Here is a 22158-nt window from a genome sequence, read left to right as displayed (position 1 = left end):
CGGGGACCCTAGTACCGGTCGCGATCGGATGGAAGAGCGCCGCGAGGCGCCGGACGCGCTCGTCGCGCGCGCTCTCGCGCCCGGGCCGCACGCCCGCGCCCCGCCGTGCGGCCGCCCGTCGCGCCGCCTGCCGCCTGTGCGATCCGGGCTACCCTACGCCGCGGAGGCGCGCGAGCATCACGCCCGACGTCGTCACCGACCGGAGCCCATCCAATGACCCAAGCAGAGAAAAACCCGCTTCGCGAAGGAATGCCCGAGGAGCGCACCGCCTCGCCTGCAGCGCTCGTGATCTTTGGCGCCTCGGGCGACCTGACCCGCCGCAAGCTGCTGCCCGCGGTCTACAACCTCGCGCTCAGCCGACTGCTGACCGGCGGCTTCGCCGTGGTCGGCGTGGCGCGGCGCCCGAAGCCGGACTTCGCCCAGGAGATGCGCGAGGCCGTCGCGAAGTACTCGCGGCGCCCGCTCGAGGAGGCCTCCTGGAGCGAGCTCGAGAAGGGCATCAGCTACGTGCAGGGGTCATTCGACGAGGCCGAGACGTACACGCGCCTCGCCGCGGAGCTCGAGCGGCTCGACGCCGAGCGCGGCACCCGCAAGAACAGGGTCTTTTACCTGGCCGTGGCGCCCGACCAGTTCGCGCCGATCGTGCGCGGCCTGCGCGCGGCGAACCTCGTCGCGCCGCCGTCCCACGAGAAGGACGCGCCGTTCCAGCACGTGGTCGTCGAGAAGCCGTTCGGCGAGGACCTCGCGAGCGCCCGCGCCCTCAACCGCGACCTGCTCGCCCACCTCGCCGAGTCGCAGATCTACCGGATCGACCACTACCTCGGGAAGGAGACGGTCCAGAACCTCCTCGTCCTCCGCTTCGGCAACACCATCTTCGAGCCGCTCTGGTCCCGCCAGCACGTCGACCACGTGCAGATCACCGTGGCCGAGGACATCGGCGTCGAGGGCCGCGGCAAGTTCTACGAGAAGGTCGGCATCACGCGCGACATCGTGCAGAACCACGCGCTCCAGCTCCTCACGCTGGTCGCGATGGAGCCGCCGTCGTCGTGGGACGCGGACGCGGTGCGCGACGAGAAGGTGAAGGTGCTCCGGACGCTCCGGCCGATCGTGGGCCCGGACGTGCTCTCGTCGACGGTGCGCGGGCAGTACGCGTCCGGCATCGTGCGCGGCGAGAAGGTGCCCGGCTACACCGAGGAGCCCGACGTCGCGAAGGACTCGTCGACGGAGACGTACGTCGCGATGAAGCTCCACCTGGACAGCTGGCGCTGGGGCGGCGTGCCGTTCTACCTGCGCGCCGGCAAGCGGCTGGCGAAGCGCGTGGCCGAGGTGGTGCTGCACTTCAAGCCGCTGCCGCACGGCCTGTTCAAGGGCGCCCCTGGCGCGACCGACGAGCCGAACGCGCTCGTGATGCGCCTCCAGCCCGACGAGGGCATCTCGCTCCGGTTCGCGGCGAAGATCCCGGGCAGCGGCATCGCCATCCGCGGCGTGACGATGGACTTCCGGTACGGCGCCGCCTTCGGCTCCAGCACGCCCGAGGCGTACGAGCGGCTCCTGCTCGACGCGCTGCGCGGCGACGCGACGCTGTTCACGCGCGCCGACGAGGTCGAGGCGCAGTGGGGCTTCGTCGACCCGATCTTCGAGGGGTGGGGGACGCAGCGCGCGCCGATCGCGCGCTACGCCGCGGGGACCTGGGGCCCCGCGGAGGCCGACGCGCTCGTCGAGCCGCCGACGGGCGCGTGCGGCGAGCGCAAGGCCTCGGAGCGCGCCTGGAGGCGGCCATGAGCGCGGGGCGCATCGCCGAGGTGATCAAGCGCGTCGAGTCGGAGCTCGCCGAGTTCTGGTCGGCGCCCGACGAGTCGCGGGCGGAGCCGGCCCCGAAGACGCGCGCGTCGACGATGAACTTCGTCGCGGTGGGCAGCCGCGCCGAGGTCGAGCGCCTGCGCGAGCAGGCCGAGGAGCTCGCCGAGACGCACGCGGGCCGCACGCTGCTCATCACGCTCGACGACCGGCTCGACCCGTCGAGCGTCCAGGCCGACTGGTCGGCCACGTGCCGCCGCGCCGGCGAGGTGCCGATCTGCTACGACCGCGTGGAGCTCACCTTCGGCGTGGCCGCCGCCGAGCGCGTCGCCTCGGTCGTCAGCGCGCTGACGATCTCCGACGTGGCCGTGATCGTCGAGCTCGCGCCGGGCGCGCCGAACGTGCTCGGCGACGCGCTCGCGCCGATCTGCGATCGGCTCGTGTTCGACTCGGCCGAGACGAGCATCGAGCGCCTCGCGGAGGTCGCGCGCGAGACGAGGGCGCCGCTCGCGGACCGCGCGTTCGTGCGGACGTTCTCGTTCCGGGAGCTCGTGGCCCGGTTCTTCGACGACATGCCGGAGGCGTGCCGCGCGATCCGGCGGGTGGAGATCGCGCGCAGCGCGGGGCAGAAGCCGGACCCGGCGGCGCTGTTCCTCGGCTGGATGGGCTCGCGGCTCGGCTGGACGTTCGAGTCGCGGGGGCCGGCGCAGGGCGGCGGCGCCGGCGTGGTCGGCCGCGCGCGCGGCGCGGACGGGGCGCCGATCGAGATCGCGCTGGTCGACGGGCCGCCGGCCGAGGAGCTCTCGTGGCGGCGGCTCGACGGCGTGCGCATCGCGACGTCGCTGCGCGGCGAGCCGCTCTCGCTCGGGTGCGTGCGGCTCGACAAGGCGCCCGCCACGGTGCGGTGGACGATGGAGGGGGCGCGGTCCGCCGAGCACGTCCACCCGCTCGGCTACCGCGACGAGACGTGGGTGCTGACGAAGACGATCGACTCGCTGGAGGGCGATCGGCTGCTGCGCGACGCGGTGCTCGCCGCCGCGGACTGGAGCGCCCTCTGAAGAGGGCCGAGAGGAGGATCGAGATGAACGGTGCAGAGGAGACGTGCGTCGCGCAGGACACGGCGGAGCTCGCGCGCCTCGGGGCGGAGCTCATGGCGCGCGCGATCACGGCGGCGATCGAGGCGCGCGGCGTCGCGCGGATCGCGCTCTCGGGCGGGAGCACGCCGTCGGGATCGTACCAGCGGCTCGCGGCGCTCTCGCTGCCGTGGGAGCGGACCGAGTGGTTCTGGGTGGACGAGCGCGCGGTCGCGCCCGACCACCCCCGCTCGAACTACGGCGCCGCGCGCCGCGATCTCGCGGCGGCCCGCATCCCGGAGGACCGGTTCTTCCGCATGGAGGGGGAGTCGCCCGATCTCGCCGAGGCCGCGGGGCGCTACGAGGAGCTCTTGCGCGCCCGCTTCGGCGTCGCGTCGGCGGTGGCGTTCGACGTCATGACGCTGGGCATCGGCGACGACGCGCACACGGCGTCGCTCTTCCCGGGGACGGGGTCGGTCGGCATCGAGGACCGCCTGGTCGCCGCGATCGCGGCGCAGCCGGACAAGGGGCTCGAGGCGCGGCTCACGCTGACGGCCCCGGTGATCCGGGAGGCGCGCACCAAGCTGCTCCTCGCCAGCGGGGCCGGGAAGCGCAAGGTCCTCGAGCAGGCGAGGCGGCCGGGTCCGGCCGACGAGGTGCCGGCGCGCGTCGTGCGCGGCGGCGCCGGGCAGCTCGTCTGGCTGCTCGACGCCGCGGCGGCGCAGGCCGGGTGAGGCCGCGCGGCCGCTCCGGGGGAGCGCGCCGCCGGCCGCGCCAGCCGATGTGCGCTGGCTGGCCGGTGCCGCGGAATCACGCCGCGGGAGGGTTGACGTCGTCGTCCGTTGCCCGAGAAGGCGCGGGCGCTGATGCCCGCCGGTGAGGCCAAAGCTGAGAACCTCTACAAGCCGTATTCTGCTGTACTCTCTGCGCAGGTAGGGCGGGTGGGATCCGACGAGACGCTCCCGGAGGCGGTCGAGGGTGAGGACGCCGAGGCGCGCCTGTTCGCGGCCGCGATCCTGACGGGCAACTACGTCGCCGCGCGCCGCGCGCTCCACGCCGCGCTCGGGAGCGGGCTCGATCACGTCTACGAGCGCGTCGTCGCGCCCGCGCTGGATGAGGTCGGCCGCCGCTGGTACGAGAACCGGATCACGGTGGCGGACGAGCACCTCGCCACGGCCGTCGCGCAGGCGGCCGTCGCGTCGCTGTACCCGCAGATCGCGTGGCCGTCGGGAGGCCCGCGGGCGGTGGTCGGCTGCGTCGAGCCCGAGCTCCACACGTTCGGCGCGCGCATGGTCGCCGATCTCCTCGCCCTCGACGGCTGGCAGACGACGTTCACGAGCGGGGGGGGCTCGCTCGCGCGCGGGCTGGAGGACGCCGGCGGAGGCGCGGTGAAGCTCGTCGCCGTGTCGATCACCCTCGGGGCGCACGTGCCCGACGCGCGTGCGCTGATCCAGCGCGTGCGCGAGGGCGCGCCCGGCGCGAAGATCCTCGCGGGCGGCCGCGCCGTCGCGGCGCTGCCCGACGCCGCGAAGCTGCTCGGGGTCGACGCGGTCGCGGCGTCGGCCTCGCTGGCCGTGAGGATCGCGCGGGCATGGCGGTGACGCAGCCCGACGCGGCGGCGCTGCTCGGCGCCCTCCTCGCGAGCCAGGACGATCTGCTGCTCGTGGTGCAGCGCGGCGAGATCACCCACGCCAGCGCGGCGGCGGGCCGGCTGCTCGGCGGCGCCGCGGCGCCGGGCGGGGACGTCGCGTCGCTGTTCCACGAGAGCAGCCGGGAGAAGCTCGCGGCTGCCCTGGCCCACGGGGCGCCCGCCACCTGGGAGCTCCAGGTGTGCCGCGCGCACGGGGGCCAGGAGGCGGTGACGTTCCTCGTGGTCCCCGCGGCGGACGGGTCGCGCATCCTCCTCGGGCGGGCCTTCCTGCGGGACGAGGCGCGCCGGAGGGAGGCAAGCGCGATCGCGCTGACGAGCGAGCTCGCGAACCTCACCCGCGAGCTCGCGACGAGGGGGGCCGAGCTCGAGGCGGCGCGCGCCGGCCTCGAGGAGCTCGGGCGTCAGCGCGAGGATTTCATGTCGATCGTGTCGCACGATCTCAAGTCGTCGCTGAACGCCATCCGGCTCCAGGCGGCGCTCCTCCAGCACGCGCAGCGCGAGCCGACGCCGGCGCAGCGCGCGACGATCGCGGGGCGGCTCCTCCGCAACGTCGACAGGATGACGGCGCTCATCTCGGACATCCTCGACGCGGCGCTCGCCGACGCGGGGGAGCTGCGGATCGCGGCGCGGCGCCTGTCCATGGAGGAGGTGGTCGCCGAGGTGGTCGACACGATCGCCCCGATCGCCGCCGAGGTGGGCGTGCAGATCCGCAGCGCGGTCGCGGGCGCCGCGCTCGTGCGCGGCGACGGGCGGCGGGTCTACCAGGTACTCGTGAACCTCGTCGAGAACGCGATCCGGCACGCGCCGCCGGGGACCGACGTCCTCATCGAGCTCGCCGCGGGCGACGGCTGCGTGCGCTGCGCCGTGGAGGACGCGGGGCCCGGCATCGCGCCCGAGGAGCGCGCGGCGGTGTTCGAGCGCTTCCGGCGGCAGGGCGGGCGCGCGGGCCGCGCCGGCCTCGGCCTGCACATCGCGCAGCGGATCGTCGCGCTGCACGGCGGATCGATCTGGGTCGAGGCCGGCGCGCGCGGCGGCGCGCGGTTCGTCTTCGAGCTCCCATCGCCCGGGGACGCGGACGGGAGCGCGGAGGCGGCCGGGGGCGGGGGCACGGGCGCGCGTTGAGCCGGCGCCTCGCGCCGCCCTGGGGCCCGCGCGGTCCGCGCTCAGGACTTGCGGGGCGCCCGGCGGGCCGGGGGCTTCTCCGCGGCGGCGAGCTCCCGCGCGATGGTGAGCGCGCCCCGCACGCCGACGAAGGGGTCGGTGACCACCGCGACGGGCACGCCCTCGAGGAGCGGCGCGAGGCGGCCCTTCTTCAGGAAGGACTTCATGAACAGCTCGCGCCGCGCGGTGACGAGGTGCCGCGCGATGTTGCCGAGGACGAAGACCCCGCCGAGCGCGAGCTCGCGCAGGGCGAGGTTGCCCGCCTCGGCGCCGTAGATCTCGACGAACATGTCGACCGCGCGCGCGGCGGGCCGGAACGCGCGGGCGAGGCCGATCTCCGAGATCGCCGCGTTGCGGTCGCCCTCGGCGAGGCGGCGCTCGATCGCGCGCGGCACGCGGGCGGCGCGCGAGGCGAAGAAGTCGAAGAGGGCGCCGAGCCCGTCGCCCGAGAGGACGCGCTCGTAGCTCACGTGATCCGGGTGGCGCTCCGCGAGGAACTGCCACAGCTCGGCCTCGACCGCGGAGCGCGGGGCGAAGTCGGCGTGCCCGCCCTCGGTCGGGAGCGTGAGGTGGCGGGCGCCGTCCCAGATGAGCCGCGCCTCGCCGAGCCCGGTGCCCGCGGCGATGACGGCGAGGTTGCTCCCCTTCGGCCGGGGCCGGCGCTCGGTGAGCGGCGCGATGGAGCCGCGGGGGATGTGCAGGCAGCCCCGCGCGCCGACGACGAGGTCGTTCGCGAGCAGGATGCGCCCGATCTTGAGCCGGCGCGACAGATCGCGCTCGGCGAGGCGCCACGGCAGGTTCGTGATGGTGGCGACGTGGTCCTTGATGGGGCCGGCGACGCCGAGCACGGCCACGGCCGGGTGGGGGGCGTCGCTGCGCACGAGGAAGGGGAGGGCGATCTCCTCGAAGCTCGCGTGCTCGCGGCTGCGGAAGACGGCCTCGGAGAGCGGCCGGTCGCCGGACGCGTCGTAGAGGGCGAGCCGGGTGTTCGTGCCACCGATGTCGCCGACGAGCAGCGACGGCCCCGCGGAGCTCTTGGTCCTTGCCACGCGGCCGCCCTGCCAGCGAGTCGACTCGGCCGCAAGGCGATCCGTCATCGGGCGGGCGCGGCAGAAGCGATTGTCCCGAGGAGCCCGCTGGCCACGGGCGATCGAGCCGCCGCCGCTGTCCGGCGGGGCCTCGCGGGCGATCTCCCGCGGCGGCCCTGCCTCCGGCATGGCTTGACCGGCACCCTGCGGCCGGTCGAAAGTGCCGGCGTGCAGCGGCTATTCACCGCGCTTCTGGTCGCGCTCGCCGGCTTCGCCGTGCCTGCCGGCGCCCCGCTCGCCCAGCCGGCGCAGGGCGCGTCCGCGCAGCCGCGGCGGGCGCCCGCGGCCGTCGCGCAGCCCGCGCGAGCGCCCGCGCCCGTCGCGTCGGCGCAGTCCACCGCGCCGGTCGTGCCGCGCGGCGCGCAGCTCGCGCCGCCGGCGCAAGCGGCGACCCCGTCGGCGCAGGCCGCGCCCGCGCCGTCGTCATCGCAGGCGCCGCTGCCGTCCGCGCAGCTCGCGCCCGCGTCGCCGTCCGCGCAGCTCGCGCCCGCGTCGCCGTCCGCGCAGCTCGCCCTGCCGTCGGCGCAGGTAGCGCCCGCGCCTGCCGCCGAGCAGGCCGATCCGCCGTCGGCCCATGCCGAGCAGGTCGCGCCTGTCGCCGAGCCGCCGCCCGAGCCGCCCGCGCCGCGTCCGCCGGTGCAGCCGCCGCTCGTGCAGGTCCCGCCGCCGCCCGCGACGCCGGCGCCGCCGCCCGCGCAGGTCGTCCTGGCGCCCGCGCCGCAGGCCCCGACCGCGGATCAGGGTGAGCCGCGCGCCGCCGACCCGCTGCCGTCGCCCCCGCTGGCCGAGCAGCCCGAGGCGCGCGTCGAGCTGCTCGGCCGGACGGTCTTCGCCGTCCGCGTGCACCGGGGCAACCTCTCTCCCCCGGCGCGGGCCCGCGAGGCCGCGAAGGTGCTGGAGCGCGCCGCCCAGGAGAAGAAGGTCCCCGACGTCCGCATCGACGAGCAGGCGGGCGTGGCGGTCGTCTACGTCGGCGAGAGCCCGCTCATCCACCTCGGGCCCGAGGACGCCGCCGCCGCCGGCGCCGCGACGGTCACGGTCCACGCCGCGGCGATCGCCGCCACGGTGCGCGACGTCCTCGCCAAGGAGCACAGCAGGAGCCGCATCGCGACGAGCGTCTTCTCGTTCTCGCTGCTCGTCTTCTCGGGGCTCATCGCGCTGCTCCTGCTCCGCAAGGTCGGCGAGCTCGTCGCGCGGGCGCGCGCCTGGGTCGCCGAGCACCCGGAGCGGCTCCCGGCCCTGCGCGTCCGCGGCATCGAGATGCTCCGGCCTGCCGCGTCCCAGGGCGCGCTCTCGGTCGCGCTCGGCGCCGCGGGCGTCCTCGTCCGGGTGGGCATCGCCTACATCTGGATCCTGTTCGCGCTCTCCCTGTTCGCGGCCACGCGCGACTACAGCGAGAAGCTCACCGGCTTCGTGCTCGCGCCGGTGTCGGAGCTCATGGGGCGCATCGCGCGGAGCGTCCCGGTGCTCCTGCTCGCGATCGTCGCGACGCTCGCGCTCCTCGTCCTCACCCGGTTCGTGGGACTGTTCTTCGGGAGCGTCAGCCGGGGCGAGACGTCGCTCGGGTGGCTCCCCTCCGATCTCGCGATCGCCACCGGGGTCCTCGTCCGCTTCGGCATCCTCGTGGCCGCGCTGCTCCTCGCGGCGCCGCTCATCACCGGCACCGACGAGGGGGCGCTCACGCGCGTCGGCTTCGTCGTGCTCGCGTCGGCGGCGCTCGCCAGCACGCCGCTCATCGCCTCGGCGGCCGTCGGCCTCTCGGTGATCTACGGGCGACGCCTGCGCATCGGCGACATCGCCGACGTGGGGGGCCGGTCCGGGCGGGTCCGCGAGCTGACGCTCCTCGAGGCGCGCCTCGAGGACGAGGACGGCTGCGTCGTGCGCGTTCCCCACCTGCTCAGCCTGTTCCACCCGACGCGTATCCGCGGCCGTCCGCCGCTCGTGTCCGTCGAGATCAGCGTCGACCCCTCGACCGATCTCGAGCGGGTGCGGGAGCTCCTGCTCAGGACGGCATCTGGCCTCGGCAGCCGCGCGCGCGCCGCGCTCGTCGCGATCGACGAGGGGGGCGCGCATTTCCGGGCCACGATGGCCTGCGACGGCGACGACGTGCGCAGCCGCTGGCTCACCGCCGTGGCGCAGGCCCTCGCCACCGCGGGCATCCCGCTCGGGCGGGCGCCGGTGTCCTCCGGCGGCGCGCGGCGCAGCGCGCCGGTCGACCGGGGCGCCGCCTCGTGAACGCCATCTGGCTCCTGATGGGGCTGCTCGTGCTGTCGTACCTCGGCAGCTCGCTCGTCAGCGGCCGCGTGCTCCGGGGCATCGGCCTCCCTTCCGGCGCCGAGTACGTGGTGCTCGGCTTCGTCGTCGGTCCCTCGGCGCTCGGGCTGCTCGAGCCCTCGTCGCTCGCCGCGTTCGAGCCGGTGGCGGGCGTCGCGCTCGGCTGGCTCGCGCTTGTCGTCGGCCTCGATTTCGGCTTCGTCGGCAACCGCCGCGTCCGCCCGTCGCGCATGGCGCTCTGCGTGCTGATGAGCATCGCGACCGGCTGCGCCGTGGCGGCCGCGGTCTGGTTCGCGGCGACGCGCGGCGCGCCGTCGCTGGAGCGCGACGAGCGGGTGCTGCTCGCCGCGGGCGTGGGCGCCGTCTCCGCCGAGACGACGCGGCACGCCGTGCTCTGGGTGACGCAGCGCTACAGCGCGAGCGGCAAGCTCTCCGATCTCATCGCCGACATCGCCGACTGCGACGACCTCGGGCCGCTGCTCATGATGGGCGGCGCCTTCGCGCTCGTCCCGCAGGCGACGGCGCACTGGCCGCTCCCGTTCTGGGGATGGACGATCGTGACGGCGCTCATCGGCGTGGTGCTCGGCCTCATCGCGGTCGTGCTGCTCGGCACCGATTTCCGCCTGATCCAGAGCTGGGGCGTGCTGCTCGGCACCTCGCTGTTGACGATCGGCACGAGCGCCCGGGTCGGCCTGTCGCCGCTCCTCGCGACGTTCGCGATGGGCGTGACCATCGCCGCCGTCTCCCCGCATCGCGAGGAGATCGTGGCCATGGTCGCGCCGACCGAGCGGCCGGTCATCCTGCCAGCGCTGCTGCTCGCGGGCGCGCACGTGAACCCGAACGCGGCGCCGTTCCTGCCCTGGATCGTGGCGATCGCGCTCGTGGCGCGGGCCCTGGGCAAGCTCGCGACCGGCCTGGTCTTCCGCGTCGTGTCGCCCGACGCGCGCGAGGCGTCGCCGTGGCTCGGCCTCGGGCTGCTCTCGTCCGGCGCCGTGGCGATGAGCGTCGGCCTCGCCTTCGCGCTGCGCTTCCCGGGCCCGGTCGGCCACACCGTCCTCTTCGCCGCGGCGGCGGCGGCCGTCTTCGGCGAGTTCGTCGGGCCGCAGGCGCTGCGCGCGACGCTCCGCAAGGCCGGCGAGCTCGCCGCGCCCGAGCGCGAGTCGCTCTTCTTCGGCCGCGCGCTGGCCCATGTCCAGGCCGCGCGCGACGCCGCATCGACGCCGACGGCGACACCGAGGCCGAGCGATCGCCCATCCCCGGCGGGGAAGGTGGAGGGGTGATCGGGCCGGCGTGCTGCGGGTCCGCGCGGCGCTCCGCTGACGGTGGGCGCGGGAGGCGCGCCTCGGTCGACGCGCGCGCGAGGGCGGTCTTCGGGATGTCCGGGCGCGCGCAACAGGGTTACAAGACGCGCGTGCGACCGACGAAGGATGCGCCACCGTGAGCGCCGCAGCACTCCCCGACGCCGGGCCGCCCGCGCCCGCCGCGCCCGTCGAGCCCGCCGCGCCGCACAGCGCGCCCGCCGGCCGCCACCACGGGTCCGCCCCCAAGGGGCCGCTGAACCACCTCACGCACGCGGTCGCGCTCGTGATCCTGTTCGGGGTGCTCTACGCGACCACGCGCGCGGTGCCCCACGAGCAAGGCCCCGCGGGGACCATCGCCTCGATCGGGTTCCTCCTGCTCGCGGGCACGCTCGCGAGCGAGCTCGTCGAGCCGCTCCGCCTGCCGCACCTCTCGGGCTACATCCTCGCGGGCATCATCGCCGGGCCGCACGTCCTCCAGCTCGTCGATCACCACGCCGTCGAGGAGATCTCGCGGGTCAACGCGCTGGCGCTGGCGCTCATCGCGCTCGCCGGCGGCGCCGAGCTCCGGCTCGAGATGGTCAAGAAGAGCCTGAAGAGCCTCCTCTTGCACAACCTCGTCCAGACGGTGCTCGTCTTCGTGGCGCTGACGGGCGTCTTCTACGCGGCGCGCTCGCTCGTCCCGTTCGCGGCCGAGCTCTCGAGCACCGCGGCGTTCGGCGTGGCCATCCTCTGGGGCGTCATCGCGGTCACCCGCAGCCCCTCGGCCGTGCTGGGCATCCTCTCCCAGACGCGCGCGACCGGCCCCGTCGCGATGAACACGCTCGCGTTCGTCATGACGTCGGACATCATCGTCATCGTCGTGACGGCGATCGCGCTCTCCACGGTGCGGCCGCTCATCGAGCCGGGCACGACGATGTCCATGCACGAGATCGAGCTCCTCGGCCGCGAGATCCTCGGGAGCATCTCGATCGGCACGACGCTGGGCCTCGCGCTCGCGGCCTACATGCGGCTCATCGGCCGGCAGCTCATCCTGGTGTTCGTGGCGCTCGGCTTCGGCGCCACCGAGGTGCTGCGCTACCTCCGCTTCGACGCGCTGCTCGTCTTCGTGGTCGCCGGCTTCGTCGTCGCGAACCTGTCGCAGCAGGGCGAGCGGCTCGTGCACGCCGTCGAGGACGCCGCGAGCATCGTGTTCGTCCTCTTCTTCGCGACCGCCGGCGCCCACCTCGATCTGCCGCTGCTCCGGATGATGTGGCCCGTCGCGCTGCTCTTCGGCGCGTCGCGCGCCTTCGTGACCTTCGTCGCGAGCCGCATCGGCAACCGGCTCGCGGACGACCCGCCGGTGCTGCGCAAGTACGCCTGGTGCGGCCTCGTCTCGCAGGCCGGCCTCACGCTCGGCATCAGCCTGACGATCGAGCGCGCGTTCCCGGCCCTCGGCGCCGGCTTCCGCGCGCTCGTCGTCGGGTGCGTCGCGCTGAACGAGGTGTTCGGCCCGATCCTCTTCAAGTACGCGCTCGACCGGGCCGGCGAGACGGCCGTCGAGGCCTCGCGCGGCTCGCTGCCGAACATCGGGCGCCACGGGTGAGCCGCGGCCCGATCACGGCGTGAACCGCAGCGAGTAGCTCACCACGGTGGGGCCTCGCCGCGGCTTCTGGAAGTCGATTCGCTCGAAGACGCCGACCACGCAGCGCGTGAACGCCTCGCCCTTGAGCGCGGTCCGGGGCTTGCGCACCTCGGCCTTGCCGCCGTCCTTCTCGATGCGCAGGTCGATCCCGAAATCTCCGGCCTTGTTCGGATCCTCCGCGAGCGCGAAGCAGCGGCGGAACTCGTCGAAGTGCGGCGCGACCGAGCGCTTGATCGGCTCCTTCGTGTAGTCGTCGTGCGGCCCGCCGCCGATGTGCATGCCGATGTTCGCGACCTTCACCTTCGGGAGCGGCCCGGCGTCGGCGGGCGCCGCCGGATCCGGCGTGGCGCTCGCGGCGGGCGCCGCGCTCACGACGGGCGCGGCGGAGGCGGGCGCGGCGGCGTCGGGGCCGGCGGCGCTCGCCGAGGCGGAGCCGGCGGCGCTGGTAGAGGCAGCGGCCGCCGGCGCAGCGGGCGCCGACGGCGCGGCGCTCGCGGGGGCGGTCGGCGCGGCCTCGACCTGCGGCGCGGCGCTGCCCTCGGTCGGCGGCGTGGCGCGGGGCGAGCAGCCTGCTGCCGCGAAGGCGAAGGCGAGGGGAGCGGAGAGCGCGGCGAGGAACGGAGCGGGACGGCGCATGATGGCGCGCGAATCTACTGGCCTCGCGCCGCTCCAGGAAGCGCGGATGGCGCTGCGCTGCACGATGTCCTCGGCATGCTCGGCGCGCGAGCCCCGCGCCGGTCGCTTCGCTCGCCGCCTACGGCGCCGTCGCGTCCCGGCGCTTCCGGACGGCGTCGTTGTGCTCGTCGAGGCTCTCGCTGAACCGGTGGCGGCCCCCGCCTGCCGCCACGAAATAGAGGTATTTCGTCGCCGCGGGCGCCAGCACGGCCGCGATCGACGGCGCCCCCGGGTTCGCGATCGGACCCGGCGGCAGCCCCGGGTGCGCGTAGGTGCTGTAGCGGTTCCTCGGATCCCGCACCACGGCGGGCGTCGGCTTGCCTCCCGACTCGGCGCACGAGGGCGCGTCCTCGGGCCAGGCGACGCAGCCGTAGAGCGCCGTCGCGTCGGACTGCAGCCGCCGCGATCGGAAGGCCGGGTCGAGCAGCCGGTTCAGGAAGACGCTCGCGATGAGCGGCCGCTCCTCCTCGACGACCGCCTCCTTCTCGACGATGGAGGCGAGCGTGAGCACCTCGCGGCGCCCCCACCCGAGCGTCGCCTGCAGCGCGGCGAGCCCGTCCTTGCTCTGCGCCGCGAGGACGCCCCAGCGCCGGTCGGACTCGGCGACAAGGCGCCGCGCGACGTCGCGCGCGTCGGAGTCCAGCGCGAACTCGTACGTCGCCGGGAACAGGTACCCCTCCGCGCTCTCCGCCCCCACGGCGCCGCCGCGCTCGATGCCGAGCGCGTCGAGGAACGCGCCGTCGGCGGTCGCGGCGAGGAACGTCTTCTTGCCGGCGACGCGCAGCTTCTCCAGCCGGGCCGCGACGTCGAAGCGGTTCCAGCCCTCGGGGATCGTGACCTTCGCCGTCGGCCGCCCCTCCGCGCGCGTGAGCATCTGCCGCAGCTCCCGCGGCGTCGCGCCCTCGAAGAGCAGGTGCGGGCCCGGCACGAACCCCTCGGTGCCGCCCGTCGCGCGCAGGTAGAGCGCCATCGCGCGCTCGCTCTCCACGAGCCCCTCGGCCGCGAGGAGCGCCGCCGCCTCGCCCGCGTCGAGCCTGTCCGGCCAGTTGATCTCCACGACGCGCCCCCGATCCGGGGCCCTCGCGCGCCCGAAGCCGAGCACCAGCGCGAGGAGCGCCGCGCCCGCGAGCGCGATCGCGCCAGCGAGCCCGAGGAGGAGCGCCCGCACGCGCCGCGCGCGCGCGTGGGCCGGGCGCCGCGAGCCCGGCGCGCGCTGCCCGGCGCCGCGCGCGCGCCGCGCGGGGGTGGTCTTCCGGGTCGACGACGGGGGCTCGCGCGGCGGCGATCCCTGCGCGCCGTCGCCACCCGTCCGGCGGTTCCCCGGCCGGCTCGCCCTCGATCGAACGCCCACCGCCGGGAGTCAAAACCCGAAAGCCGGACCCGTGTCAACGCCCCGCGCCGCCGGTCAGCGCGCCAGCTGGGCGGCGTCCACCTCGTTGCGCTTGACCGCGGCCTTGCCCTCGCGGGACTGCGTCGCCGCGGGCGCCGGGGCCGCCGCGAAGCCGCCGGGCTTCGCGGGGCCGGCGGCGGCCGGCGGCGGCGTGGCGAACGCCGGCGGCGCGGAGAAATCCGTGTTGGCCCGCTCCAGCGCGGCGAGCTGGCTCTCGAAGTCGAACGCCACGTCCTTCGCGCGGCTCGCCGGGGCGCTGCGCTTCGCCTTGTCGGCGGCGCTCCGCAGCGACCGCTGCTGCGCGTCGAGCTTGCTGCGCGCCTCGTCGAGGCGCCCCTGCTCGAACAGGAAGTTCGCCTGCTTCAGCGTCGCCGCCGTCTCGCTGCGCTGCACGCGGCCCGCGACCAGCACGTCGATCTCGCTCGCGTCGGCGTCGCGGTCGGCGATCGCGACCCCCAGCTTGCCCTGGCAGCGGGCGTCGGCCCCCGCGACCAGGTCGCGGTACGCGAGGCCGACGTCGGCGATGGCGGCCGCGCCGCCCGGCTCGCCCGCGAGCCCGCCGAGGCGCACCTTGAGCAGGACCGTCTTCACCTCCCCCGACGCGAACGCGCCGAGCGGCACGACGACCTGGCCGCCGGCCCTCCGGAACGGGCGGTCGAACACCCGATCGAGCTCCACGCCCGGCGCGAGATCGATCGCGAGCTCCGCGCCGTTCGCCACGGACGCGGTGAGCTGCTCCGCCTCCGCCTCGAAGATGCGCGCCAGCGCGGCGTCGTTCTCGACGAAGTAGTGCCGGCCGTTCGAGTCCAGCGCGATCGCCGACAGGATCTTCTCGTTGTAGTCGACGTCGACCCCGATGGTCGTGATGCTCACGCCGCGATCGCGCGCCCGCTGCGCCATCGCGCGGAATCCCGGGACGTCGCGCACCCCGTGGTTGGCGTCGCCGTCGCTGAGGACGAGCATCCGGTTCACCCCGCCGCCCGTCTGGCCGAGCAGCGCGAGGCCCTCCTCGATGCCGCAGGAGATGCAGGTGTCGCCGCCGAGCGAGATGCCGCGGACGCGCGCGAGGATGCTGCCGCGCGTGGCGGGCCCGACGGTCGTGGGCGGCACGACCACGCTCGTCCTCGTGTCGAACGTGACCACCGACACGACGTCGCCGTCGTTGAGGCGGCTCACGGCGGTGGTCGCCGCCTGGACGGCGTTGGCGAGGCGGGTGCCCTTCATCGATCCGGAGCGATCGATGACCAGCGACAGGTTCGCCTGCGCCTGCGTCCTCACGGGCGCCCCGTCGCCGCGGACCTCGAACATCAGGAACGTCTCCCGCGCCGCGCGGGAGAGGCGGGCGTGGCCGACGCGCCCTTCCAGCATCAGCCTCGACCCGGTGGTGAAGCGGCTCGCGTCGGCCGCCGCCGCCACGGCGCCGCCCGTGACCTCCGGCACCACGCGGGGCGGCTCGGCGACCACGTCGCTCGCCGACGCGGCGCTGCGGCCCCCGGACGGCACCAGCGAGTAGACGGAGATGCTCGTGAGCATCATGCCGAGGGCGGAGAACAGGGCGACGTGGGTCGGCTTCATGGCTCCTCCAGAGAACGGCCCGGGCCCCGCGATCTTACGACCGACTTACGACCGATGTTGCGACCGATCGCCACGACCGATCGTGCGACGGGCTCACGGCGCGGGGGCCGCGGGCGTGGTCCCTTGTACGTCGTCGGGCCTCGAACGATCTGACGGCTCCGCGATCGGCCGGACGCCGGCGGCGCGGAGGGCGCTCCAGGGCGGGATGCTCCCGATCAGGACGAGCACGGCGTCGCACGGGTGCGCCCGCGTCCCCGCCGGCGAGGAGAGGGTCGCCGCGAGCGCGCCGCCCGGAACGGCGGCGAGCGCGGCCACGTCGGTCTCGAGCTGGAGCGAGAGGCGAGACGCGGCCGCAAGTCGCCGTAATTCCTGGATATTTCGTGTCTTGCCGCGGCGGAACCCGCTGCCCCGGTACGCGACGGTGACCTCGGTGCCCGGCTGGCGCGCCAGCGCGATGGCGGCCTCCATGGCGACGTCGCCGAGCCCGACGATCAGCACCCGGCTGCCCGCGAGGCTCCTGGCGTCGGCGAGGTGGTAGTACACCCGCCCCTCCACCTCGGCGGACAGCTCGAACGGAAGCCGGCGCGGCGACCCGCGCTGGCCGAGGGCGAGCAGCACGCGCCGCGCGCGGCGCTCGGCGCGCGGGCCGCCCTCGCGCGGCTCGGTGACGACGACGAAGCCGGCCTCGGCCTGCCTGGCGGCGCGCGCGCCCGCGTCGGACGATCGGGCGCCCGTGTCGGAGCGCGCGTCCGCGTCCGCCGCGCGCTCGACCGACACCATCCGGGTGTCCTGCAGGATGGGGAGCCGCTCCTTGCGCACGATGCGGAGCCAGTGGGAGAGGAGCTCCTCCTTGGTCGACTCCTTGAGCCACAGCTTCCCGGTGACCGGCAGGTCGAGCGGCTGATCGAACACCAGCTTGCCGCGCGGGAAGCTCTGGATGCTCTGCGCCACGCTGCCCTGCTCGATCACCTCGAACGAGAGGCCGAGCTCCCTGGCGCGCAGCGCGGCGCTGATCCCGGCGGGGCCCGCGCCCACGATGATCAGATCGAGCGCCTGACCGCCCGCGCCGCCCGGGCCGGCCTGCCGCAGGTCCTCGGCGATGCGCGTCACCGCGTGCGCGCCCTGGTGGATGGCGTTCTTGATCAGCGGGAGCCCGGTGATGTCGCCGGCGAGGTACAGGCCCGGCACGTCGAGGCTCCCGAGGTCGTCGTCGAGGCGCGGCCGGTCGGCGATGGGCGCGCCGTCCTCGATGGTGAGCGACCCGTTGGGGCAGCGCTGCTCGCACAGCGTGAGGCCGCAGCACGCCTCGGGGCGGGCCACGACGGCGACGTACCGCTCGACGGCGAGCACGTCGTACGGGCACGCGTCCACGCACGCGTAGCAGCCGAGGCAGGTGGTCGTGTCGATCCGGGGCAGGCGCACGCGCGCCGCGGGCCGCAGCATCGCCTCGGCCGCCGCGCGGTCCACGCCGTCGCGCGCGCGCTCACGCGCATCGCGCGCGCGCCGCTCGCGCAGCGCACGGCCGCCGCGGGCGCCCGCGAACGCCAGCGCGGCGGCGGCGAGGCCCGCGCCCATCCAGAGCAGCGCGCGCGCGGCGTACGTGCGCCCGCCCGCGGCGCCGGCCGCGCCCGTCACGACCGGCAAGGCCGCGGTCGCGTCGCGCGCCGCGTCCCACGCGAGGGCGCGGTCCTCGGTGTGCTGGCCGCTGCAGACGCCGCCGCCCGCGCGGCCGCGGCCCGGCGCCGCGTCGTCGGGGAGGGCAGGGCGGTGCTCGTCGAAGCAGGTGATCGGGCGGGCGTCGCCGAGCGGCGCCTGCGCCGCGACGAGGCAGCGCGCGATCGGGTCGCGCGGCGCGGCGAGGTCGTGGCACGGCGCGCAGCTCCCAGCGGCGACGATCGCGACCGTGGCCGGCTGGCTCGGGCGGAAGGCGGTCGCCGGGAGCTCCACCTCGGCGCCCGGCGCGAAGCGCAAAGGCGGCCTCGCGGGGTCGAAGACGACGCCCTGGTCGGCGCGGTGGATGGGGTGGCACGTGGCGCAGCCCAGCGCGCCGCTCGCGAGCAGCGCCCCGTGGCTCCTGCGGGTCGATCCGTGGGCGCCGTGGCACCCCGTGCAGGCCTGGTCCATCGAGCGCGCGGCCGCCGTCCGGTCCCCCCGCGCCGCGGCGGGCTGCGATGCTGCGGAGAGCCCGCGCGCCGCCGCGGGCGCCTGCTCGGTGTGGCACGACGCGCACGCGAGCCCCGCGCGCGCGTGGGGCAGCGACAGCGGCCCCGGCGCCGCGTGCCCGCCCGGCGGCGGGAAGAGCAGCGCCGCGGCGCCCGTCGCGACGGCGCCCGCCAGCGCGGCCGGCAGCACGCCGCGAAAGCGGGTCACGTCGGACGTCGCCTCGGCGCGGCGCGCGGCGCGCCCCCGGACGACCTCCCGCGGCTGGGCGGCGCGCTGGCGCGGATCGGAGAGATCGGCGCGGTAGAGCGTCCTCGAGGGATCGGAAGAGCGCGCCGCCCCGGCCGCCTCCGGGTCGCCGCCGGGCGGCGCGCGCGTCGAGCCCCCCCCGCCCGCGGGGCTAGAGGACCGTGACATTCAGTCGATAGAAGAAGGTCGCGTTCGGGACGAGATCCGCGGCCCGGATCCTCACGTGGTAGGTGCCCGCGGCGAGGTCGCTGGCCGAGGCGTAGGAGCAATAGCCGACCCCCGTGTCGTCGTCGGCGACGATCACGGTGGTCCCGTCGTCCCCCAGGATCTCGATGTGGCTGTCGAGCAGCCCGTTCATGCACGCGTCCGTGCCGTTGTCGGTCACGTTCACGTGGATCGTCGAGCTCGGCCCCGGCACCTGCACGGCGATCACGTCGACGTCGCCCGCGGGGGCGATCTCCGCGAGCCAGGGGGACGCGTAGGCGTTGGCCTGCGCGGGGGTGCTGTTGGGCTCTGTCTCGTCGAGCTCGAAGCGGCACGTCGGGCTGCACCCGTCGAGCGCAGCCGTGTTGCCGTCATCGCACTGCTCGCCTTCGGTGAGATTGCCGTCCCCGCACGCTTCCTCGACGAGCGTCACCTCGAGGCCATAGGGAAACGTCGGACGCCCGCCGGACCCCGCCGTGACGCGAACGTAGTAGTCGCCCGCCGCGAGCGACGGCGCCACCGCGCGGGCGCACAGGCCGGTCTGTCCGCGGTCGCGCCGCACGATGGTCGCGCCGCTGTCGTCCAGGATCTCGATGATGCTGTCGAGCCGGTGGTTGAGGCAGTCGTTGCTCGTGACGTCGGTGGTCTCTGCGATGAGGACCGTCGGGCCGCTCGGCACGGTGACGCGCACGACGTCCTGATCGCCCGCCGGATCGATGGATCCGAAGAACGGCGCGGCGTGGGTGTTCGCCGTGGCCAGGGTGTCGTTGGGCTCGACCTCGGTCAGATCGAGCCGGCAGTCCTCGTCGCAGCCGTCGTCCTCCTCGTCGACGGGGTTGTCGCACGCCTCCGTCGAATCCTGGATGCCGTCCCCGCAGACGGTCTGGCGGCTGCGCACGCTGAGGGCGAACGGCCCCGTCTGGCCCTCGTCCGCTCCGGTGACGACGATGTGGAACGCGTCGCCCTCGCGGACCGGCACGGTGAGCCGGTTGTCGATCCCGGGGCCGGCGCTGACGCTGCCGCAGGCGATCGCCGTCGCCGCGTCGGCGCAGGCGCCGCGCAGCACGGCCATGAGCCTGGCGTCCGTCTCCGGGACCAGCACGACGTCGAGCAAGCCCGTCGCGGCCGCGGTGAACGTGTACGCGACGCCCGGGCCGCTCGCCATGCAGCCGCTGTCGATGACCGCGTGACCGCTCGTGTCGCCGATCGCGGCAGCGGGGTCCGGGAGCGCCACCGGCGCGGCGCACATGTCCGCGCAGGCCGCCTCGCACGCCGGATCGCCGCAGTCCGCGAGGCCGTCGAGGTCGTTGTCCTGGCCGTCCTGGCACGCTTCGGCGCTCGAGCAGCGCGACGCATCGACGGCGCAGGCGGGGCTGCACTGGAGCTCGCCGCCCTCGAACCCGAGGCTCTGACAGCTCGCGCCCTTGAGATCGGCTCCGTCGCACGCCTCCTCCGCTTCCGCGACGCCGTCCCCGCAGGCGCCCGGGGCGGCGCCCCCGTCTCCGCCCTCGCCACCGCCGCCCTCGCCGGCTCCCCCGTCGCCGCCCGAGGACGACGGGGGCCTCGGCCGCGGCTTGTCGTCGTCGCCGCACGCCGTGATCGCCCCCGCCGCGGCGCAGAGCAGCGCGGCCGCCGTGATGCTGCGCCTCACTCGGAATCCGGACATGAATACGTGATCTCCCAGTCCTGCACCTGGACCCCGCCCCCGCCGGTGCTCGTCGGGTTCAGCGTCATCTGGAGCTCGAGGTACTCCCGTCGCGCATCGGGGAGCTCCCCGAGCGCGTCGAAGAGATCGATCGCGCACGTCGGCGTCGAGCTCTCGTCGCACACCTGCGTGTCGGTCGGCACGGCGTGCGCGGTCGCGACGAGCGCCTCCGCCGCCGAGCCGAGATCCGCCGTGTTGTCCGCCGTGCGCATCCGGAACTCGACGCTCGAGTCGCCCGGGGTCGTCGTCCTGTACCTGAGATACCCCCACTGGGTCTTCGTCCCGGGCGGGCAGACGCCGTGGTATCGCTCCCAGGCGGTGGTGATCGGCGTGAGGCTCGTCGTCACGCACGGCACGATGGCCCGGACCTTCCCGCCCGGGTTCTCGCGGATCGAGGAGCACGTGGTGGGGCAGAGCTTCACGCTCGTGTTCGTCGCGTCGGCGAAGTACCAGCCGCCGCTGGCGCAGTTGCCCGCCCCGGTCCGGCGGGTGAGCGTCGTCTCGGCGCCGGTGCCGCTCACGTGAACGACGGACACCGACGCCGGGTCCGCGACGCCCGCGAGAGGGACCGTGACGTCGCACGGCAGCGCCTGGCCGCGGATCGAGACGAGCGCGTTGAGGAGGCCGCCCTGGACCGATCCGGCGAGGAGGTTGTACGCCTGTCCGCCGCCCTGGGCCGCGATGAGGTTGATGATCTCCGAGTTGGAGTTGCCGAACCCCACGGCGTGCACGCGGACGCCGAAGTTCTGGAAGGCGCGGCGCGCCAGCTCCCCGATGTCGTTGGGGACGGTGTTGCAGTGCGACGGGATGCCGTCGGTGACGAGGACGACCGCGACCTCCTCCTCGGGATGGGCGTTCTTGTAGTTGATCGCCCAGGTCGTGGCGCCGTCGAGCGCCGGGTACATCGGCGTATCGCCGTTGGGGGTGTTGAAGTTGATGAACGCCTGGTCGAGCTTGAGCTCCTGCTGATCCCCCATCGCCGCGGACTCCTCCATCAGCCGATCGGCCGGGGCGCCATTGAACGGCACGAGCGGCAGCGCGCAGCCGCCGCCGCCCGGGCCCGGGCAGGGGCCGTCGTTGCACCAGCCCGGGTTGTTGTGCGGCCAGAACCTGAAGGCGATGCCGAGCCCGGCCGACGCCGGATCCCTGAAGAACGCCTTGAGCGCGTTGGTCGCCGGTGTCCAGCGCGTCGCGGCGTTCGACCCGCCCATCGAGGTGGATCGATCGAGCGCCACGAACAGGGTCACCGGCCTGATGAGCGACACGCTGGCCGTGGCGATGCACCCCGGCGACTCGCACATGGCCGATTGATGGATGCTGCCGTTGTTGGCGCACTGGCACTCGGCGACCTGGTCGTTGGGGTTGACGATGAGCTCCATGCCGTCGGTGAGGCCGGTGCAACCGGCCACGCTGATGCACTCGCCCGGGGCGATCGGCTGGGCCGTCGTGCAGGCAACGGTGCCGCCGGTCGGGTCGCACGCGTCCGCGATCCTTCCCGGGGCCGAGGAGGGGAGCTGTCCGGCGCCGGCTGGATACCTGTGGATCTCGATGCCCGCGGGGGCGGGCGTGTTGCCGCGGTTGCAGACCGGGATCGTCCCGCCGCAGGGCACGCCGAGCGTCAGATCCACGCCGGGGCACGCCGGGTTCGTCTCGTTGGGCGCGTAGGACCTGCAGACGCCCTGCTGCGGGCAGTCCGCGCCGCAGAGGCTCTTCGCGAGCTCGACGCACTGATCGGTCCACTCCGCCGTGCAGCAGCTCGACATGCTCGCGCAGACCGTGCTGACGCATGCGCCGCACTGCGCCGCGTTCAGCGGCGGCCCGGCGTAACACTCGTCGTGCGCGCACGTCGCAGTGGGCGCATCTTCGCAGTCGGCGCCGCACAGCTGCTCGGCCAGGGTCACGCAGGCGGCGCCCCACGTCGGGGTCGTCGTGGGGCATGTCTTACCGCACTGGCTAGGAACGAGGCCCACGCACGTCGGGTTCCAGTGCCCCGTGCATGCGCCGGTGATCGAGTCGAAGGCGGTTCCCGTGGGACACGAGGTCGAGGTGCCGGGCGGGGGCGGGAGGCAGAGGCCCGGGTCGACGCAGATGCTGCCCGCTCCCACGAGGGTCACGCAATCCGCGTCCGTCTCGCAGGTGATCTCGCAGCACTGGGGACGGGCGGCGCAGATGCTCGCGATGCACGGGTCACCGCAGGTCGGGGTCATGTTGGTCGCCGGGCCGTTGTACGCTTG

15 protein-coding genes are annotated in these 22158 nt (G+C 75.2%); 8 read left to right on the top strand and 7 right to left on the bottom strand.

Features of this window, described 5'->3' with window-relative positions:
• Positions 1–213: 213 nt before the first annotated feature.
• The 5 genes from zwf (at position 214) to WME96_RS22725 (ending at position 5643) form a co-directional block, all read left to right on the top strand.
• Positions 214–1782 (top strand): glucose-6-phosphate dehydrogenase, encoded by a 1569-nt coding sequence (gene zwf, locus WME96_RS22745; RefSeq protein ID WP_437292183.1) that lies wholly within the window; start codon positions 214–216, stop codon positions 1780–1782.
• Positions 1779–2855: a glucose-6-phosphate dehydrogenase assembly protein OpcA gene (locus tag WME96_RS22740; protein WP_437292182.1), complete on the top strand. Its 1077-nt coding sequence runs from the start codon at positions 1779–1781 to the stop codon at positions 2853–2855. The genes zwf and WME96_RS22740 overlap by 4 nt, the downstream gene beginning before the upstream one ends.
• Before the next feature lie 23 nt (positions 2856–2878).
• Entirely contained in the window at positions 2879–3604 is a 726-nt protein-coding gene (gene pgl / locus WME96_RS22735; RefSeq protein WP_437292181.1) for a 6-phosphogluconolactonase, read from the top strand.
• 207 nt (positions 3605–3811) lie between these two features.
• A complete protein-coding gene (locus tag WME96_RS22730; RefSeq protein WP_437292180.1) occupies positions 3812–4471 on the top strand; it encodes a cobalamin B12-binding domain-containing protein in 660 nt (219 codons plus the stop codon).
• Positions 4462–5643, top strand: a complete 1182-nt coding sequence (locus WME96_RS22725) for a sensor histidine kinase (protein WP_437292179.1) — start codon at positions 4462–4464, stop codon at positions 5641–5643. The genes WME96_RS22730 and WME96_RS22725 overlap by 10 nt, the downstream gene beginning before the upstream one ends.
• Before the next feature lie 41 nt (positions 5644–5684).
• Here the strand turns inward: WME96_RS22725 and WME96_RS22720 are convergent, their stop codons facing one another.
• Entirely contained in the window at positions 5685–6731 is a 1047-nt protein-coding gene (locus tag WME96_RS22720) for a glucokinase (protein ID WP_437292178.1), read from the bottom strand.
• 207 nt (positions 6732–6938) lie between these two features.
• Between WME96_RS22720 and WME96_RS22715 the strand changes: the two genes are divergently transcribed.
• The 3 genes from WME96_RS22715 (at position 6939) to WME96_RS22705 (ending at position 11927) form a co-directional block, all read left to right on the top strand.
• A complete protein-coding gene (locus WME96_RS22715) occupies positions 6939–9005 on the top strand; it encodes a mechanosensitive ion channel domain-containing protein (protein ID WP_437292177.1) in 2067 nt (688 codons plus the stop codon).
• A complete protein-coding gene (locus WME96_RS22710; protein WP_437292176.1) occupies positions 9002–10324 on the top strand; it encodes a cation:proton antiporter in 1323 nt (440 codons plus the stop codon). The genes WME96_RS22715 and WME96_RS22710 overlap by 4 nt, the downstream gene beginning before the upstream one ends.
• Positions 10325–10481: 157 nt before the next feature.
• Complete coding sequence (locus tag WME96_RS22705) at positions 10482–11927, top strand: cation:proton antiporter (protein ID WP_437292175.1); 1446 nt, start codon at positions 10482–10484, stop codon at positions 11925–11927.
• Between the two features lie 12 nt (positions 11928–11939).
• On the opposite strand, the gene WME96_RS22700 is transcribed toward WME96_RS22705, so the two are convergent.
• The 6 genes from WME96_RS22700 to WME96_RS22675 form a co-directional block, all read right to left on the bottom strand.
• The gene (locus WME96_RS22700) at positions 11940–12602 is read right to left on the bottom strand and encodes a hypothetical protein (RefSeq protein ID WP_437292174.1); all 663 of its coding nucleotides are present in this window, start codon (positions 12600–12602) and stop codon (positions 11940–11942) included.
• 118 nt (positions 12603–12720) lie between these two features.
• Positions 12721–13992 carry an endolytic transglycosylase MltG gene (mltG, locus tag WME96_RS22695; protein WP_437292173.1) on the bottom strand — a complete coding sequence of 424 codons (1272 nt, stop codon included), beginning with the start codon at positions 13990–13992 and terminating at the stop codon, positions 12721–12723.
• Positions 13993–14046: 54 nt separating this feature from the next.
• Positions 14047–15606 (bottom strand): vWA domain-containing protein, encoded by a 1560-nt coding sequence (locus WME96_RS22690; protein ID WP_437292172.1) that lies wholly within the window; start codon positions 15604–15606, stop codon positions 14047–14049.
• A gap of 93 nt (positions 15607–15699) precedes the next feature.
• Positions 15700–17976 (bottom strand): NAD(P)-binding domain-containing protein, encoded by a 2277-nt coding sequence (locus WME96_RS22685; RefSeq protein ID WP_437292171.1) that lies wholly within the window; start codon positions 17974–17976, stop codon positions 15700–15702.
• Positions 17977–18166: 190 nt separating this feature from the next.
• Entirely contained in the window at positions 18167–19885 is a 1719-nt protein-coding gene (locus WME96_RS22680; protein ID WP_437292170.1) for a DUF4215 domain-containing protein, read from the bottom strand.
• Positions 19867–22131: a vWA domain-containing protein gene (locus WME96_RS22675; RefSeq protein WP_437292169.1), complete on the bottom strand. Its 2265-nt coding sequence runs from the start codon at positions 22129–22131 to the stop codon at positions 19867–19869. The genes WME96_RS22680 and WME96_RS22675 overlap by 19 nt, the downstream gene beginning before the upstream one ends.
• Positions 22132–22158 lie beyond the last annotated feature (27 nt).

This window comes from Sorangium sp. So ce406, from assembly GCF_051474675.1.
Lineage (GTDB): Bacteria > Myxococcota_A > Polyangia > Polyangiales > Polyangiaceae > Sorangium > Sorangium cellulosum_G.
Note: the sequence above shows the minus strand (reverse complement) of the source record. Positions and strands in the feature narration are given on the sequence as shown.